This is a genomic window from Enterobacter cloacae complex sp. P13B, assembly GCF_014895915.1.
In the GTDB taxonomy this organism is placed as follows: Bacteria; Pseudomonadota; Gammaproteobacteria; order Enterobacterales; family Enterobacteriaceae; genus Enterobacter; species Enterobacter bugandensis.
In genome coordinates, this window is the sequence record NZ_JADBQN010000010.1 from 179,124 (window position 1) to 196,153 (window position 17,030).

20 protein-coding genes and 1 other annotated feature (1 of these 21 only partly in view) are annotated in these 17,030 nt (G+C 53.9%); of the genes, 10 read left to right on the top strand and 10 right to left on the bottom strand.

Annotation, left to right across the window (positions count from 1 at the left end; all coding sequences use genetic code 11):
• Positions 1-111 (bottom strand) — a sequence feature (Phe leader region); it reaches 14 nt to the left of the window's first position.
• The 5 genes from pheM to thrS form a co-directional block, all read right to left on the bottom strand.
• A complete protein-coding gene (gene pheM / locus IM273_RS06250; RefSeq protein WP_001386830.1) occupies positions 62-106 on the bottom strand; it encodes a pheST operon leader peptide PheM in 45 nt (14 codons plus the stop codon). Its footprint overlaps the feature before it by 45 nt.
• 117 nt (positions 112-228) lie before the next feature.
• A complete protein-coding gene (rplT, locus tag IM273_RS06255) occupies positions 229-585 on the bottom strand; it encodes a 50S ribosomal protein L20 (RefSeq protein WP_000124850.1) in 357 nt (118 codons plus the stop codon).
• 50 nt (positions 586-635) lie between these two features.
• Positions 636-833, bottom strand: a complete 198-nt coding sequence (rpmI, locus tag IM273_RS06260; protein ID WP_003030583.1) for a 50S ribosomal protein L35 — start codon at positions 831-833, stop codon at positions 636-638.
• Between the two features lie 97 nt (positions 834-930).
• On the bottom strand, positions 931-1,473 hold the full coding sequence (infC, locus tag IM273_RS06265) for a translation initiation factor IF-3 (protein ID WP_023616141.1): 543 nt from the start codon (positions 1,471-1,473) through the stop codon (positions 931-933).
• 3 nt (positions 1,474-1,476) lie between these two features.
• Complete coding sequence (gene thrS / locus IM273_RS06270) at positions 1,477-3,405, bottom strand: threonine--tRNA ligase (RefSeq protein WP_028012814.1); 1,929 nt, start codon at positions 3,403-3,405, stop codon at positions 1,477-1,479.
• 322 nt (positions 3,406-3,727) lie between these two features.
• Here thrS and yncL point away from each other — a divergent pair, with 322 nt between their 5' ends.
• Together yncL and yniD are read left to right on the top strand one after the other, a co-directional pair.
• A complete protein-coding gene (yncL, locus tag IM273_RS06275) occupies positions 3,728-3,820 on the top strand; it encodes a stress response membrane protein YncL (protein ID WP_071787459.1) in 93 nt (30 codons plus the stop codon).
• A gap of 97 nt (positions 3,821-3,917) precedes the next feature.
• A complete protein-coding gene (yniD, locus tag IM273_RS06280; RefSeq protein ID WP_088205299.1) occupies positions 3,918-4,025 on the top strand; it encodes a small membrane protein YniD in 108 nt (35 codons plus the stop codon).
• A 101-nt stretch (positions 4,026-4,126) separates the two neighbouring features.
• Here yniD and IM273_RS06285 read toward each other — a convergent pair whose 3' ends face one another.
• On the bottom strand, positions 4,127-4,885 hold the full coding sequence (locus IM273_RS06285) for a YdiY family protein (RefSeq protein WP_028012813.1): 759 nt from the start codon (positions 4,883-4,885) through the stop codon (positions 4,127-4,129).
• 296 nt (positions 4,886-5,181) lie between these two features.
• Between IM273_RS06285 and pfkB the strand changes: the two genes are divergently transcribed.
• The 3 genes from pfkB to IM273_RS06300 all read left to right on the top strand — a co-directional run bounded on the left by pfkB (position 5,182) and on the right by IM273_RS06300 (position 7,474).
• Positions 5,182-6,114 (top strand): 6-phosphofructokinase II, encoded by a 933-nt coding sequence (gene pfkB / locus IM273_RS06290; protein WP_041910452.1) that lies wholly within the window; start codon positions 5,182-5,184, stop codon positions 6,112-6,114.
• Between the two features lie 103 nt (positions 6,115-6,217).
• Positions 6,218-6,508 (top strand): type V toxin-antitoxin system endoribonuclease antitoxin GhoS, encoded by a 291-nt coding sequence (gene ghoS, locus IM273_RS06295; RefSeq protein WP_028012811.1) that lies wholly within the window; start codon positions 6,218-6,220, stop codon positions 6,506-6,508.
• 105 nt (positions 6,509-6,613) lie between these two features.
• Positions 6,614-7,474 (top strand): fructosamine kinase family protein, encoded by an 861-nt coding sequence (locus IM273_RS06300; RefSeq protein WP_041910453.1) that lies wholly within the window; start codon positions 6,614-6,616, stop codon positions 7,472-7,474.
• A 36-nt stretch (positions 7,475-7,510) separates the two neighbouring features.
• Here IM273_RS06300 and IM273_RS06305 read toward each other — a convergent pair whose 3' ends face one another.
• The gene (locus tag IM273_RS06305) at positions 7,511-8,047 is read right to left on the bottom strand and encodes a YniB family protein (RefSeq protein WP_045261585.1); all 537 of its coding nucleotides are present in this window, start codon (positions 8,045-8,047) and stop codon (positions 7,511-7,513) included.
• Between the two features lie 147 nt (positions 8,048-8,194).
• On the opposite strand from IM273_RS06305, the gene hxpB reads away from it, so the two are divergent.
• From hxpB to tcyP, 4 genes are all read left to right on the top strand, one after another.
• Positions 8,195-8,866 (top strand): hexitol phosphatase HxpB, encoded by a 672-nt coding sequence (gene hxpB / locus IM273_RS06310; protein ID WP_028012808.1) that lies wholly within the window; start codon positions 8,195-8,197, stop codon positions 8,864-8,866.
• 127 nt (positions 8,867-8,993) lie between these two features.
• Positions 8,994-9,755 carry a 2-dehydro-3-deoxy-D-gluconate 5-dehydrogenase KduD gene (kduD, locus tag IM273_RS06315; protein WP_193050210.1) on the top strand — a complete coding sequence of 254 codons (762 nt, stop codon included), beginning with the start codon at positions 8,994-8,996 and terminating at the stop codon, positions 9,753-9,755.
• A 94-nt stretch (positions 9,756-9,849) separates the two neighbouring features.
• Entirely contained in the window at positions 9,850-10,440 is a 591-nt protein-coding gene (locus IM273_RS06320; RefSeq protein WP_032644865.1) for a metal-dependent hydrolase, read from the top strand.
• A 129-nt stretch (positions 10,441-10,569) separates the two neighbouring features.
• Positions 10,570-11,961, top strand: coding sequence for a cystine/sulfocysteine:cation symporter (gene tcyP / locus IM273_RS06325; protein WP_193050212.1), 1,392 nt, complete (start codon positions 10,570-10,572; stop codon positions 11,959-11,961).
• A gap of 48 nt (positions 11,962-12,009) precedes the next feature.
• Here tcyP and cedA read toward each other — a convergent pair whose 3' ends face one another.
• Complete coding sequence (gene cedA, locus IM273_RS06330; RefSeq protein ID WP_223239595.1) at positions 12,010-12,285, bottom strand: cell division activator CedA; 276 nt, start codon at positions 12,283-12,285, stop codon at positions 12,010-12,012.
• A gap of 168 nt (positions 12,286-12,453) precedes the next feature.
• Between cedA and katE the strand changes: the two genes are divergently transcribed.
• Complete coding sequence (gene katE / locus IM273_RS06335) at positions 12,454-14,703, top strand: catalase HPII (RefSeq protein ID WP_059355094.1); 2,250 nt, start codon at positions 12,454-12,456, stop codon at positions 14,701-14,703.
• 123 nt (positions 14,704-14,826) lie between these two features.
• On the opposite strand, the gene chbG is transcribed toward katE, so the two are convergent.
• Together chbG and IM273_RS06345 are read right to left on the bottom strand one after the other, a co-directional pair.
• The gene (gene chbG / locus IM273_RS06340; protein WP_028012803.1) at positions 14,827-15,576 is read right to left on the bottom strand and encodes a chitin disaccharide deacetylase; all 750 of its coding nucleotides are present in this window, start codon (positions 15,574-15,576) and stop codon (positions 14,827-14,829) included.
• A gap of 11 nt (positions 15,577-15,587) precedes the next feature.
• Positions 15,588-16,943 carry a 6-phospho-beta-glucosidase gene (locus IM273_RS06345; RefSeq protein ID WP_028012802.1) on the bottom strand — a complete coding sequence of 452 codons (1,356 nt, stop codon included), beginning with the start codon at positions 16,941-16,943 and terminating at the stop codon, positions 15,588-15,590.
• Positions 16,944-17,030: the final 87 nt, after the last annotated feature.

Sequence of the window (17,030 nt, forward strand, 5' to 3'; positions counted from 1 at the left end):
CATCGGGAGGCTTATCTGGCGCTGTTTTTCGTTTCATCTTTCACGCGCTAGCCTCCTGGAGTCAGGTGCTAAAGTAAAAGAAGAAGCGGAAAATAGCAGCATTCATGCTTGCGTTACCTTGTTGGGTAAAAACCGGTAAAACCTTATTGAAAAGCCTGCACGGATAAATGTCAATCTTCTGATGGTGTTAAATGAAAAGAGGGAGCCAGGCCCCCTCTCTCAACTGGCTTATGCCAGTGCTGCTTTCGCTTTTTCGACCAGAGCAGTGAACGCTACTTTGTCGAATACTGCGATGTCAGCCAGGATCTTACGGTCGATTTCAACAGAGGCTTTTTTCAGGCCGTTGATGAATTTGCTGTAAGAAATACCGTTCTGACGTGCTGCTGCGTTGATACGCGCAATCCACAGTTGACGGAACTGACGCTTACGCTGACGACGGTCACGGTAAGCGTACTGACCTGCTTTGATAACAGCCTGGAAGGCAACGCGGTATACGCGTGAACGCGCACCGTAGTAGCCTTTAGCTTGTTTCAAAATTTTCTTGTGACGTGCACGTGCAATTACACCACGTTTTACGCGAGCCATATGTGCTCTCCTGTATCTATATTCTTAGTAAAAAATTAAACGTTAACGGCTTATGCGTACGGCAGGCACGCGATAACCAGACCCAGATCGCCTTTAGAAACAAGGCCTTTTGGACGCAGGTGACGTTTACGCTTAGTAGATTTTTTGGTCAGAATATGACGCAGGTTTGCGTGCTTACGCTTAAATCCACCACCACCGGTTTTTTTGAAGCGCTTAGCAGCACCGCGTACGGTCTTAATTTTTGGCATCTTAATAACTTCCACTTCGCATTGTTAAATAAACGAAACATAGGCGAACAAAACCTATGAAACCCGAAGGCTCCACAGATTTTGCTGCTTGAAGGCCTTACTGTTTCTTCTTAGGAGCGAGCACCATGATCATCTGGCGGCCTTCGATCTTCGTAGGGAAGGATTCGACTACTGCCAGTTCACTCAGATCGTCACGGACGCGGTTAAGCACTTCCATACCAATCTGTTGGTGGGCCATCTCACGACCGCGGAAACGCAGCGTGATCTTGGCCTTATCGCCATCTTCCAGAAAGCGAATCAGGCTGCGGAGTTTTACCTGATAATCGCCATCGTCGGTACCAGGACGGAATTTGATTTCCTTAACCTGGATAACTTTTTGCTTCTTCTTCTGTTCCTTAGAAGACTTACTCTTTTCATAAAGGAACTTGCCGTAGTCCATGATACGACAAACTGGCGGTTCGGCGTTAGGGCTGATTTCAACTAAATCTACTCCAGCTTCTTCAGCCTTTTCGATCGCTTCTCTCAGACTCACAATCCCCAGCTGCTCGCCTTCCAGACCTGTTAAGCGAACTTCCTGGGCGCGAATCTCGCCATTGATACGATTCGGACGTGCCGTTTGAACTCGTTTTCCGCCTTTAATACCTTATTCCTCCAGTTGTTGAAGACTGCGGCTGCGAATCTCTTGTTGCAGCTTCTCAATCACTTCACTTACGTCCAGGCTGCCCAGGTCTTTACCACGGCGGGTGCGAACGGCAACTTTGCCTGCTTCCACCTCTTTATCACCACAGACCAACATATACGGGACACGACGTAAAGTGTGCTCGCGGATTTTAAAGCCAATCTTCTCATTTCTCAAGTCTGCTTTTACGCGAATGCCCGCATTTTGTAGTTTCTGCGTCAATTCTTTAACGTAATCTGCCTGAGAATCGGTAATGTTCATCACCACGACCTGCACTGGCGCAAGCCAGGTTGGGAAGAAGCCCGCGAACTCTTCGGTCAGGATGCCGATGAAGCGCTCCAGAGAACCGAGAATAGCACGGTGAATCATGACCGGTACCTGACGCTCGTTGTCTTCGCCAACATAAGAGGCGCTTAAACGCTGCGGCAGGGAGAAGTCCAGCTGTACAGTACCGCACTGCCATGCGCGATCGAGGCAGTCATACAGGGTAAATTCAATTTTCGGACCGTAGAATGCGCCCTCGCCCAGCTGGTATTCGAACGGAATACCGTTCTCTTCCAGCGCTACGGCGAGATCCGCTTCTGCGCGATCCCAGGTCTCATCGCTACCGATACGTTTTTCCGGACGCGTTGAGAGTTTGACCACGATCTTCTCGAAGCCAAAGGTGCTGTACATATCGTAGACCATACGAATACAGGCGTTAACTTCATCACGAACCTGATCTTCAGTACAGAAGATATGCGCATCATCCTGCGTAAAGCCACGCACGCGCATCAGACCGTGCAGCGCACCTGATGGCTCGTTACGGTGGCAGCTACCGAACTCCGCCATACGCAGCGGCAGGTCGCGGTAGGATTTCAGACCCTGGTTGAAGATCTGAACGTGGCCCGGGCAGTTCATTGGCTTGATGCAGTATTCACGGTTCTCGGACGAGGTGGTGAACATCGCATCTTTGTAGTTGTCCCAGTGGCCGGTTTTTTCCCACAGCACACGGTCCATCATGAACGGGCCTTTCACTTCCTGATACTGGTACTCTTTCAGCTTGGAACGTACGAACGTTTCCAGTTCACGGAAGATAGTCCAGCCATCGTTATGCCAGAACACCATACCCGGCGCTTCTTCCTGCATGTGGTACAGGTCAAGCTGCTTACCGATTTTACGGTGGTCACGCTTCGCGGCCTCTTCCAGGCGCTGCAGGTACGCGTTCAGGGCTTTCTTATCCGCCCACGCGGTACCATAGATACGCTGCAACATCTTGTTGTTGCTGTCACCACGCCAGTAGGCGCCGGCGATCTTCATCAGTTTGAAATGATGACAGAAGCGCATGTTCGGCACGTGCGGTCCACGGCACATGTCGACGTATTCTTCGTGATGGTACAAGCCAGGCTTGTCATCATGAGCAATGTTTTCATCGAGAATAGAGACTTTATAGCTCTCGCCACGCTTGACGAAGGTTTCACGCGCTTCGTGCCAGCTGACTTTCTTCTTGATGACGTCATAGTTGGTCTCGGCGAGCTCGTGCATACGTTTTTCGAGCGCGTCGATATCTTCCTGGGTCAGGGTGTGGTCAAGATCAACGTCGTAGTAGAAACCGTTGTCGATAACCGGACCGATCGCCATTTTGGTGTTTGGCCACAGCTGCTTGATAGCATGACCCAACAGGTGTGCGCAGGAGTGACGAATGATCTCCAGACCTTCTTCGTCTTTCGCGGTGATGATTGCAAGCGTCGCATCGTTTTCAATCAGATCGGACGCATCAACCAGCTCACCGTTAACACGGCCGGCGATGGTCGCTTTCGCGAGGCCAGGACCGATGTCCAGGGCGACATCCATAGGGCTAACAGCGTGGTCGAAATGGCGTTGGCTGCCATCAGGAAGAGTAATTACAGGCATTTTATATCCTTATTTGCAGTGATGCCCCACACATAAGAGCATATACAAAGAAAATAATCGTGATTTGACAATAGATTACGACACCATCTGACCAACAATCGTCAAATTGGTTCGTCATCATGCACCTGCCGAATTCAGATTAATGCGGATTTACGGCAAGCGACGTAATGTTAACACTATCAGCAAGGAGATTGCACCCTCTGCAGCCAGAATGATGGGCTGGCACATAGCGTAAATTTGCAGATTGCATCTCTCCGGCGCTCGCATTTCAGACATGCTGGGCTACTCTTGAACATGCCTTTTATATCAACAGGTGCATACCATGAATGTATCCAGTAGAACGGTTGTGATTTTGAACATCCTTTCCGCAACAGGTTTAGTGTTGATCCTCGCCGAACGATTCCACTGGTTCTGAGCCGACCCCTTGTTGGCATAACTCGATCGCTCCCGGGAAGGCGCATCTTTTGGCCCCGTTTGATAGACTATGCGTATCAACGAACAAGGATTAGGTTATGCCAACAAAACGATTTGCCGTAAAACACTGGAAAATGGTGCTGGTGCTGGTTGCCATCTGCGGTGCAATGCTGTTATTTCGGTGGGCGGCAATGATTTGGGGCTAAGTACAAATAAAAATAAATGCCGTTGCGCGTGATGAGAATTTATTGGCGCGGGTTAACCATAATAATGAAAACGGGCCGACACTTTCATCGGCCCGCTATGATTACATTTTATAGCCCAGCGAAATCGTGGTTCTGCGATCGGTATGATCCGGTGCCGTTTCTGGCGGTGAAGAGTTCCAGGTTACGTTGTAGGCTAATTTTAAACCGAAGTGTTCATTGATAGCCACATTCAAAGCGCTTTCGGAATTCAGCGTCGTATCCTCGGCACCAAACACAGAAACACCCTGCGTAAATTTGGTGTTGTCGGTCATCTGCCAGGCATACGTGCCGGAAGCATAGCCCAGCGGCTGGGTTTCATTTTCGCCATTGGTGTACTCGTCATAGCGGACACCAGGACCGAATTCGAAACGGAGGCTGTGTACCGGACCATTCAGGAACTGACGACCATAACCGGCGGTGAACACATCGCGCTGGCGATAGCCGTTGAAGCGGTCGGTTAACCAACTTGCCTGACCAAAGATGTAGTCATAGTCGGTCATGTTGTAACGGCTACGTCCACCGACCGCGTATTTCTCGGATGAGCGTTCATCGTTAGCGGACGTGTTGCTGGCATTCCCCCACAGCGACCATGCAGTGGTATTGCCGTACCAGGTCAGGGTGCTGTCCGCCGTCAGAGAAGAGCTTTTCGTATTACCCGATTGCGCGAGATACCCGGCGTTCAGGTTACCTTCAAACGGTTTTTTGGCAGTGGAGGGATCGTCCATGACAGTAAAAACGGTGTCATCGGCGGCTGCATTCAGTGATGCAAAAACGCCACCCGCCAGCATCAGTGCTGCGGGTACTGTCTTCAAAAGCTTCATTTTATTTAAGGAGTCCGTACAACAAAAAAAGAGACCACCACGGTCTCGGAAACTTTCTTGAGGATCAATGACAAGGCGTCCAGAGAAAGGTAACAAATTATAAAAAGGCGCAAATAACATAGCAATATTTTCTTATTTCATTTTTTGAATAAGAACGATCTCAAAACGCGTTTTATTTTATATATCCCTCATCGCATTTATGTCAGCATTCATTTTTAAAATCATACTGTTATTTACATTGCCTTCCTGTCGATCGGTGCCAGGCTTAAAAGAACCCATGCTAAAAGGAGGTTATGATGGCTTCTATTTATACGCTGACGCTCTCCCCTTCCCTCGACTCCGCGACCATAACGCCGCAGATTTACCCGGAAGGTAAACTACGCTGTAGCGCACCCGTATTTGAGCCGGGCGGTGGCGGGATTAACGTTGCGCGCGCGATTACCCACCTCGGTGGTAAAGCGACTGCCATCTTTCCGGCCGGTGGTGCAACGGGGGAGCATCTTGTTGCCTTGCTGGCCGATGAACAGGTTGCCGTGGATACCGTTGACGCCAAAGACTGGACCCGGCAGAACCTGCATGTCCACGTTGAGTCCAGCGGGGAACAGTATCGTTTCGTTATGCCAGGCGCCAGGCTGAGCGATGATGAGTTTCGTCAGCTGGAAGAGAAGGTGCTAACCATTGAAAGCGGCTCGCTGCTGGTCATCAGCGGTAGCCTGCCGCCAGGTGTCAAAACAGAAAAGCTGACAGCACTGGTTGATGCCGTACTTCAGCGCGGCATTCGCTGCATTGTCGACAGTTCAGGCGAAGCCCTGCAGGCGGCATTAGAACCCGGACAGCTTGAGCTGGTTAAGCCTAACCAGAAAGAGCTGAGTGCGCTTGTTAATCGCGAACTTAGCCAGCCGGATGACGTGCGTACTGCCGCTGAAGAACTGGTTCGCAGCGGCAAAGCGCACCGCGTTGTCGTCTCTCTCGGTCCTCAGGGTGCGCTGGCCGTCGACAAGACGGGCTTTGTGCAGGTTGTTCCGCCCCCAATGAAGAGCCAGAGCACCGTTGGCGCAGGCGACAGTATGGTCGGCGCGATGGCGCTGAAGCTGGCGCAGGGCGCATCACTTCTGGAGATGACGCGCTATGGCGTCGCGGCGGGGAGTGCCGCCACCATCAATCAGGGAACGCGCCTGTGTTCGCTTGCCGATACGCAGAAAATCGTCGATTACCTGTCACGAAGCTAACCGATATATCCCCCTCCTGGCGGAGGGGGATATCTGTGGAAGTCGCCAAATATGGCGTATCGACTATGCTAAAAAAACTTTCAGGATAACAACGAGGTGAATTATGAGCAGTGGTGATATCACCCGCTACGTCGTGACCATCAGCCTTCATGAAGCATCGCTGACCGAGCTTAACGAGCTCAACAATGCCTTTACACGGGCGAATTTCCTGCTCACGCTAACGGATGACGAAGGTCATATTCATGATTTAGGCACCCTGGCGTTTGGCCTGATCGCAGCCCTGAGTGAAGAAGAGGTGCATGCGCTGGCCGCCAGCCTGGTGGAAAGCGTGACCGACAAGCCTGCCGACATCACCGTGGAGACGTGGGAACGCTGGCAGAAAAAAGAACAATAAGTGCCCTGCATGAAATTAATCCGCTCAGGTGTGCGTTAGTTCGTATTTTTTTACCGCAGTTATGCGCTAACTTTATGATCTGGCAGACAACATGGGAGAGTCAACATGTGGCAGGCTATCAGTCATCTTTTACATGAGCAATTGGGTGAAGGTGAAATTGAACTGCGTAACGAGCTGCCGGGCGGGGAAATTCACGCCGCGTGGCATTTACGCTACGCAGGACGCGATCTGTTCGTTAAATGCGACGAGCGAGAGCTGCTCCCGATTTTTACCGCTGAAGCCGATCAGCTTGAACTGTTGTCCCGCAGTAAAACGGTGACGGTACCTGAGGTGCTGGCCGTGGGCAGTGACCGGGACTACAGCTTTCTGGTGATGGACTATCTCCCTGCCCGTCCGTTGGACGCCCATAACGCCTTCATTCTCGGGCAACAGTTAGCGCGCCTGCACCAGTGGAGCGACCAGCCCCAGTTTGGTCTCGACTTCGACAACGACCTTTCCACCACGCCGCAGCCCAATGCCTGGCAGCGCCGCTGGTCGACGTTCTTTGCCGAGCAGCGCATCGGATGGCAGCTTGAACTGGCCGCAGAGAAAGGGCTGGAATTTGGCAACATTGATGCCATCGTCGAGCATGTGCAACAGCGCCTGGCCTCCCACCAGCCTCAGGCGTCTTTGCTGCACGGTGATTTATGGTCCGATAACTGCGCGCTGGGCCCCAACGGCCCGTATATCTTCGACCCGGCCTGCTACTGGGGCGACAGAGAGTGCGATTTGGCCATGTTGCCCCTGCATCCCGAACAACCGCCGCAAATATACGATGGCTATCAGTCTGTCTCCCCCCTGCCGCCGGACTTCCTTGAGCGCCAGCCCGTGTATCAGCTCTATACGCTGATGAACCGAGCCATTCTTTTTGGCGGGCAACATCTGGTCAACGCCCAGCGCGCGCTTGAACGCGTGCTTGCGGCTTAAAGACAAAACGGGTGGCCTTGCCGCCACCCTAATTCGTTACAGAAAGCCGAGCAGAGAGAAGAAGAAATATCCCGCCACGATGATGATAACCGGCAAGATATAGAGCGGGAAAATTTGCAGGAAAATGGTGTGACGAGGCACCACAATGCGGGATTCAATCTGCTCCCGGCTCATTCCTTCAGGACCTTTCGCCTTCTCAAGGATAAGCTGATCTTCCACCCCTTCGCGTAAAAAGCGGGTCTGGCGACTCATTCGTGCGCCCGATGCCTGCAGCGCCATCGCAATAAAAATCAGCGCATAGATAATCCAGAACCCAACATTCAGCTGCTGGTGAAAGTCCGGCGTTGGCGAGTTGAACCAGAAGACGTTCAGGAACGGGGTGTTAAACCGCACCATCTCAATCATGACATGCGCAAAATCAAGCATTACCGCATTAATGCCCGGCTGTTTTTCGCTGTGATCGTACATAAACTTCAGCACGGATATCAGCGTAGAAATGACGGCAGGAATAAAAATCACCCAGCCTGCAATACGTTTTAAGACAGCAATGCGTCCAGCTTGTTGATACGTCATCAGTTCCTCTTCATAAAGACGCGTGATTTGAGCCTAAGTCTACCTGCTGGACATCAATTTCGCCCGCTCTTTAAAAGCAATATGCTAAATTGCAGACTGTGCTTAGCACTTATCGTCTGTCGAACACCTGGATAAGGAGACGTTGTGATGTCGACACCGCGCCAGATACTTGCCGCTATTTTTGACATGGATGGATTACTGATTGATTCCGAGCCGTTGTGGGATCGCGCCGAGCTGGACGTGATGGCCAGCCTGGGCGTTGATATCAGTCGCCGTAATGAACTTCCCGACACGCTGGGCCTGCGTATTGATATGGTCGTTGACCTGTGGTACGCCCAACAGCCGTGGGTTGGGCCCGATCGCGACGAAGTCACCTCGCGTATTATCAGCCGCGCCATCGCGCTGGTGGAGGAGAACAAGCCGCTTTTGCCGGGCGTACATGAGGCTGTCGCGCTGTGCAAATCTCAGGGGCTGAAGGTTGGCCTGGCTTCCGCTTCACCGCTGCATATGCTGGAAAAAGTGCTGATCATGTTTGAGCTGCGCGACAGTTTTGACGCCCTGGCGTCTGCGGAAAAACTGCCCTACAGCAAGCCGCATCCGCAGGTCTATATGGACTGCGCCGCGAAGCTGGGTCTTGATCCGCTTACCTGCGTCGCGCTGGAAGATTCAGTAAACGGCATGGTGGCCTCCAAAGCCGCGCGTATGCGCTCCATTGTGGTTCCCGATGAAGAAAACCGCCACGATCCGCGGTATGCTCTTGCCGACGTTAAGCTGAATTCGCTGGCTGAACTGACGGTACAACACCTGCGCGGCGAATAGCGCCCCTCCTACAGGCAGCGTCATGCTGCCTGATAAAAACAAAACACAGTTTCATTTTTTTTGCTTTTCTCATCCCTGCCTCCTATCTTTAACGTCAACACGACGATAACCAGCTTGTGAGGCGCGTATGATACTGGACACCTTTACTCTTTCAGGCAAAGTAGCCCTCATCACCGGGTGCGATACCGGGCTGGGGCAAGGCATGGCTATTGCGCTGGCGCAGGCAGGTTGCGATATCGTTGGGGTAAATCGCAAAGCTCCAGAGAAAACGGCCAGCGCCGTCACCGCCCTGGGAAGACGTTTTGTGGCTATTCGGGCCGATCTGAGACAGCAGGAAAATCTTCAGTACGTCGTGGACACCGCCGTGGCGGAGATGGGACGAATTGATATTCTGGTGAACAATGCCGGGACGATTCGCCGGGAGGAGGCTCTGACGTTCAGCGAAAAAGACTGGGATGATGTTATGAACCTGAATCTCAAGTCGCTCTTTTTCCTCTCTCAGGCGGTCGCTAAGCGATTTATCGCCCAGGGCCAGGGCGGCAAAATTATCAATATCGCCTCTATGCTCTCCTTTCAGGGCGGCATTCGCGTGCCGTCGTATACCGCCTCGAAAAGCGGCGTGCTGGGGATCACGCGCCTGCTGGCAAATGAGTGGGCGCTACATGGCATCAACGTGAATGCCATCGCGCCGGGCTACATGGCGACGAACAACACGCAGCAGCTGCGCGATAACGAACAGCGTAACGCGGAGATCCTTGACCGCATCCCGGCGGGTCGATGGGGAGTACCGGATGACCTTCAGGGGCCGGTCGTCTTTTTAGCCTCCCCCGCATCAGATTACGTGAATGGTCACACCTTAGCCGTCGACGGCGGCTGGCTGGCGCGCTGAGGCGCGTTTGTGACAAACAGTTACACCGTCACCTCTTTCGCCCACTGTATAAAAACCCTATACTGTATAAATTGACAGTTTCGTGGGTTTTATCATGACGGCGGAAGGCCACCTGCTTTTTTCAATTGCGTGCGCAGTATTTGCCAAAAACGCAGAACTTACTCCCGTGCTTGCACAGGGAGACTGGTGGCATATTGTCCCTTCCGCCGTTTTAACCTGTCTGCTGCCCGATATTGACCACCCCAAATCCTTCCTCGGACAGCGCCTGAAGTGGGTGTCGAAGCCCATTGCCCGCGCGTTCGGCCACCGCGGGTTTACCCACAGCCTGCTGGCCGTTTTTGGCCTGCTCACGCTTTTCTATTTAAAAGTCCCCGAAAGCTGGATAGTGCCGGGCGATGCCATTCAGGGCATGGTGCTGGGTTATTTAAGCCATATCCTCGCCGATATGCTGACACCCGCGGGCGTGCCGTTACTGTGGCCCTGCCGCTGGCGTTTCCGTTTTCCGATCCTTGCGCCACAGAAAGGGAATCAGCTTGAACGCGTGCTGTGCATGGCGCTGTTCGCCTACGCCGTCTGGATGCCGCAAACCTTGCCCGAAAACAGTGCAGTGCGCTGGTCTTCCCAGATGATCAATTCGCTGCAATTTCAGTTCAATCGTTTTATTCATCACCAGATTGAACAGTAAACCAACAAAATCATTCCATTTGTCATAAACCATTCCATTTGGATATAAGCGCCACATCACACTTCTGCTAACCTTCCGCCAACAGGATCGGGAAAAACCGATCCCACATAATAAATCAGGAGAACGGGGATGAATTTTCCACTCATCGCGAACATAGTCGTGTTCGTCGTATTACTATTGCTTCTCGCGCAGGCGCGCCACAAACAGTGGAGCCTGGCGAAAAAAGTACTGGTCGGTCTGGTCATGGGTGTGGCGTTTGGTCTGGCCTTACACGCCGTCTACGGCTCCGATAGTCCGGTACTGAAAGAGTCCATTCAGTGGTTCAACATTGTCGGTAACGGCTACGTCCAGCTGCTGCAGATGATCGTTATGCCGCTGGTGTTCGCCTCTATTCTGAGCGCCGTAGCCCGTCTGCACAACGCAACTCAGCTGGGTAAAATCAGCTTTCTGACCATTGGTACGCTGCTCTTTACCACGCTGATTGCCGCGCTGGTGGGGGTGCTGGTTACCAACCTGTTTGGCCTGACGGCCGAAGGTCTGGTTCAGGGTACCGCTGAAACGGCGCGTCTGACCGCAATTCAAACCAACTACGTGGGTAAAGTGGCTGATCTGTCGGTTCCGCAGATGGTCCTCTCCTTCATTCCGAAGAACCCGTTTGCTGACCTGACCGGTGCAAGCCCAACCTCTATCATCAGCGTGGTGATCTTCGCGGCATTCCTGGGCGTGGCTGCGCTTAAGCTGCTGAAAGACGACGCGCCGAAAGGCGAACGCGTACTGACGGCGATTGATACCCTGCAAAGCTGGGTGATGAAGCTGGTCCGTCTGGTCATGCAGCTGACGCCATACGGCGTTCTGGCGCTGATGACCAAAGTGGTAGCCGGTTCTAACCTGCAGGACATCATTAAGCTGGGCAGCTTCGTTGTCGCCTCTTATCTGGGCCTGGGCATTATGTTCGTGGTGCACGGTATCCTGCTGGGCGTGAACGGCGTCAGCCCGCTGAAATACTTCCGCAAAGTATGGCCGGTACTGACCTTTGCCTTCACCAGCCGTTCCAGCGCAGCGTCTATTCCGCTGAACGTTGAAGCACAGACCCGTCGTCTGGGCGTGCCGGAATCTATCGCCAGCTTCTCTGCCTCCTTTGGTGCTACCATCGGTCAGAACGGCTGTGCGGGGCTCTACCCGGCGATGCTGGCGGTGATGGTTGCCCCAACCGTGGGTATCAACCCGCTGGATCCGGTCTGGATCGCCACGCTAGTCGGGATTGTTACCATCAGCTCCGCCGGCGTTGCAGGTGTCGGCGGCGGTGCAACCTTCGCCGCGCTGATTGTGCTGCCCGCGCTGGGCCTGCCCGTCACGCTGGTCGCCCTGCTGATCTCCGTTGAACCGCTGATCGACATGGGCCGTACCGCGCTGAACGTGAGCGGCTCCATGACTGCCGGTACGCTGACCAGCCAGTGGCTGAAGCAGACCGACAAAGCCATTCTGGAAAGTGAAGACGACGCCGAGCTGGCGCACCGTTAATCTCGATAGAAATAAAAAAACCGCCTGATGGCGGTTTTTTTATGGCTGTTATTCTTCAACCTCTTCATCCTGGCGGATTTGCGTCGCCCATCGCTGGGCTGACTCCGGCACGGAAAACGCCGGCGACCGGCGGAAATGTTCCCCCATCAGGACAAAAGCCACATATTTACCGCGAAGCAGCCAGACATCACGAAAACCATCCACTTTCAGGGCATGGTCAGGCGGCGCGGGCTCAACGCGGGGCACATAGCTAATAACCTGGCGGTTTTGTTGACGAAGAGGTTTCATAAGCGACGGATTCACTAAAGCAAATTCTTGAAGCAGGAAAATTCTATGATAGCCGATCCTGCTGCCTTACGTCGCGCTCCGAGTGGGTGAGATGGCTCCTTTCGTTAATAACGTCATGTGAAAAACGCTTAGTTAGCGAGCTATCTCACGACATTGTTCTATCCTTAATAGGGTTTTTAGCAATGGATAAAGGAGAAGCGTGCAATGTCGAACAAAGATAAATCACATCAATCACCGATTCATGGCACTGAAGAATCTCAACCGGGTATGGACTCTCTCGCCCCTGCTGACGGCTCTCACCGCCCCTCGCCGGGCCCATCAGCCCCTGGCGAACAACCAACCGCGCCGGGAAGCATGAAATCGCCGGACACCGGAAACGAGAAGCTGAAATCGCTTGAGCCACACCGTAAAGGCGGCGAAGGTTTTGCACTCACCACCAATCAGGGCGTACGCATTGCTGACGATCAAAACTCCCTTCGCGCAGGCGCGCGCGGGCCGACCCTGCTGGAAGATTTCATCCTGCGGGAAAAAATTACCCATTTTGACCACGAGCGAATTCCGGAACGCATCGTTCACGCGCGCGGTTCTGCGGCGCACGGCTACTTCCAGCCCTATAAAAGCCTGAAAGCGATCACCAAAGCGGATTTCCTCTCCGACCCGGATAAAATCACGCCGGTCTTTGTGCGTTTCTCCACCGTGCAGGGTGGCGCAGGTTCGGCAGATACGGTGCGTGATATCCGCGGCTTTGCCACCAAGTTTTATACCGAAGAGGGTATTTTCGATCTGGTGGGCAATAACACCCCGGTGTTTTTCATTCAGGATGCGCATAAATTTCCTGACTTCGTCCATGCGGTAAAACCGGAGCCCCACTGGGCCATACCCCAGGGACAAAGTGCGCACGATACCTTCTGGGACTATGTCTCCCTGCAGCCTGAAACCTTACACAACGTGATGTGGGCGATGTCCGACCGTGGGATCCCGCGCAGCTATCGCACGATGGAAGGGTTCGGTATTCATACCTTCCGCATGATCAACGCGGAAGGAAAAGCTACGTTTGTGCGCTTCCACTGGAAGCCGGTAGCGGGCAAAGCCTCGCTGGTATGGGATGAGGCGCAGAAGCTCACCGGGCGCGATCCGGACTTCCATCGCCGCGAACTGTGGGAATCCATTGAAGCGGGTGACTTCCCGGAATATGAACTGGGCTTACAGCTGATCCCGGAAGAAGACGAGTTTAAGTTCGATTTCGACCTGCTTGACCCGACAAAACTCATCCCTGAGGAGCTGGTGCCCGTTCAGCTGGTGGGGAAAATGGTGCTTAACCGCAACCCGGATAATTTCTTTGCCGAAAACGAGCAGGCCGCGTTCCACCCGGGCCACATCGTCCCCGGACTGGATTTCACCAACGATCCGCTCTTACAGGGACGTCTGTTCTCGTATACCGATACGCAGATTAGCCGTCTTGGCGGGCCGAACTTCCACGAGATCCCGATTAACCGCCCAACCTGCCCGTACCATAACTTCCAGCGCGACGGGATGCACCGTCAGGATATTGATACCAACCCGGCAAACTATGAGCCGAACTCCATCAACGACAACTGGCCGCGAGAAACCCCGCCGGGGCCGAAACGCGGCGGATTCGAATCGTACCAGGAGCGTATCGACGGCAACAAAATTCGCGAGCGCAGCCCCTCGTTCGGTGAGTATTACGCCCACCCTCGCCTGTTCTGGAACAGCCAGACGCCGATTGAGCAACAGCACATCATCGGTGGCTTTAGCTTCGAACTGAGCAAAGTTGTGCGCACCTACATCCGCGAGCGCGTGGTCGATCAGCTGGCGCACATTGATATTCAGCTTGCCCAGAGCGTGGCGGATAACCTTGGCATCACGCTAACGGACGAACAGCGCAACCTTGCGCCGCCGAAAGAGGTTAACGGCGTGAAGAAAGATCCATCGCTGAGCCTGTATGCGGTGCCGGGTGGTTCAATTAAGGGCCGCGTAGTCGCCATCCTGCTGAACGACAAAACCCGCGCCAGCGACGTGCTGGGGATTATGCAGGCGCTAAAAACCCAGGGCGTACACGCCAAACTGCTCTATTCCCGCATGGGTGAAGTGACCGCCGACGATGGTTCTGTGCTGCCGGTGGCGGCGACCTTTGCCGGCGCGCCGTCGCTGACCGTCGATGCGGTGATTGTGCCGTGCGGGGATATTGCCAGCCTGCTCAACAACGGTGATGCCATCTATTATCTGCTGGAAGCCTATAAGCACCTGAAGCCCATTGCGCTGTCCGGCGACGCGCGTCAGTTTAAGGCGCAACTGAAGGTTGCCGAGCAGGGTGAGGACGGCATTGTCGAGGGCGATAGCGTTGACGATGCCTTTATGACGAAGCTGTTTGATTTGCTCGCCGCGCACCGCGTCTGGTCGCGCAGCAGTAAGATCGATCAGATTCCGGCGTAAAAACCATTCCCGGTTGTGCGGCCTGATGCCCTCACCACGCCCCTCTCCCACGGGAGAGGGAGAAAACAATAAAAACGGTAACCCAGGTTACCGTTTTGCTTTTACCGCGCCACCCGGCACTTCTTACAGATCCCCAAACGTCCCCAACCGATACCCACGCTCGGCAATCGCATACTTCAGCGACGGCGACGTCAGGACATCCAGCTCCGCCAGGCGAGGCCAGCAATAGGCGCTCTTACGCACGGTGTTATCGACAAAGGCAGGATGCGCCATAACCTCCAGCGACCGTTGCCCCCGCGCGGCAGAATCATCCAGCACCTTCAGGAACAGCGCTTCGTCGATCTCGTCACCGTAAAAGGCGCTGCTGAACCCCTCAGTTGTTGTCACGGCACAGTCCGGCACGCCCTGCGCCTCACGATCCACGCGCATCGCCACGCCTTTGCGTTGGGCAAACGCCGCAACAATCGGGAAAATCGCCGGGATCATGTGCACATGATGGTGGCTGTCGATATGCGTCGGCGCCTTGCCAAAAAGATCAACAAAGCGGTTGTACTGGCAGTCCAGCTCACGGGCAATCTCTTCGAGGGGCAGAGCGTCCTGCTCCGCCAGCTCCCAAATCCATTTCCCCAGCAGACCGTCACGCGTCAGGCCCGGCATGGGCGAAAGCGGCATCCCGAGCGTCAGCACAAAATGCATGCCGACACCCAGCTCTGGCACCTCGCGGCTCAGCTGCGCCGCGTGTTCAACCGCCTCACCGTTCACCAGTGCCGTTGTAGAGGTCACTACCCCGCGGCGACAGGCTTCAATAATGCCGTAGTTCTGGCCTTTCGAAAGGCCAAAGTCATCAGCATTAACGATCAGCAGGTTTTCCATTGCGCGTCCTCTCAGTGTTGTTTGAACTTCAGCTTCTCAATCGTGGCGGCAAAGTTCGGCAACCATTTTTCATGCGCCAGGATCATCTCGCTGGCCAGCTGCTCCGCATCGCGGTCGGAATGCACCAGCGGGCTGAGGTTCAGCGCCAGAAGCACGTCATTGAGTTCACCGCTCAGCGCCGCATTGCTCGCCGCCACTTCAAAGCCTTTGATGGTGTGGATCAGGCCCATAACTTTGTCGTCGAAGTGGGTGATACGTGGATGCGGTTTAGCCCCCTCGCGCCCCAGAATGCAGGTCATCTCGACGGCCCAGTCAGCCGGGATATTGTCGATATGGCCGTGATGCGGCACGTTAACATAGTGCTCCGCCTGCTTGTCGTTGTAGATGGCGTTGATCACTTCACATGCTGCATCGGAGTAATAGGCCCCACCGCGCTGCTCAAGCGCTTTCGGTTTGACGTTCAGGTTCGGATCTTTATATAAATCGAACAGCTGCTTCTCAACTTTCTGAACGATTTGCGCACGCGCGCCGCCCTTATAGTACTCGCCCATTTCGATAGCCAGCATCTCTTTCTGCTTGAAGTAGTAAAGCAGGTACGAGCACGGCAGCAGATTCAGCGAGCGGATCAGCCCTTCGCTGAACGGCAGGTCAAAGATGTTCTTCACGGAGGCCGCGGTCAGGCGACCGGAAGCCACGCCGTCGAGCAGTTCGGCAAAGCGCGATTTTCCGTTCACGATGACGTCTTTAATGAACACCATGTGGTTCAGGCCGAACAGATCGATTGAGAGATCGTCACTGTCGGTCAGCTCCAGCACGTCGCGGATAAACATCTTCATGCCGATCGGGATATTACAGACGCCGATAAAGCGTTTGAAATTGGTATGACGATATACCGCCTCGGTCACCATTCCGGCCGGATTAGTGAAGTTAATCACCCACGCGTTCGGGCAGATCTCTTGCACATCTTTGACGATGTCGAAAATCACCGGAATGGTACGCAGGCCTTTGAACAGGCCGCCCGCGCCGTTGGTCTCCTGTCCCAGATACCCGTGGCTCAGCGGAATACGCTCGTCCAGCTCGCGCGCTTTTAGCTGGCCGACGCGCAGCTGAGTGGTAACGAAATCCGCATCTTTCAGCGCCAGGCGACGATCGAGGGATTTATGCACGGTCATCGGCACGCCCGCTTTCTCAACCATGCGCTTGCACAGGTCGAAAATAATATCCAGCTTCTCCTGACCTTCCTCAACGTCCACCAGCCATAATTCGCTGACCGGTAATTCATGATAACGTTTCAGAAAACCTTCGAGTAATTCTGGGGTATAGCTGCTGCCGCCACCAATGGTTACGACTTTTAATTTCTTTTGCATAATATCTCCCTTAGCGTATCAGGTTAATCGCCTGCAAGGTATAGCGTACTCTTCCCGCTATTTGGGCAAGCCATTAAAGCAATATTT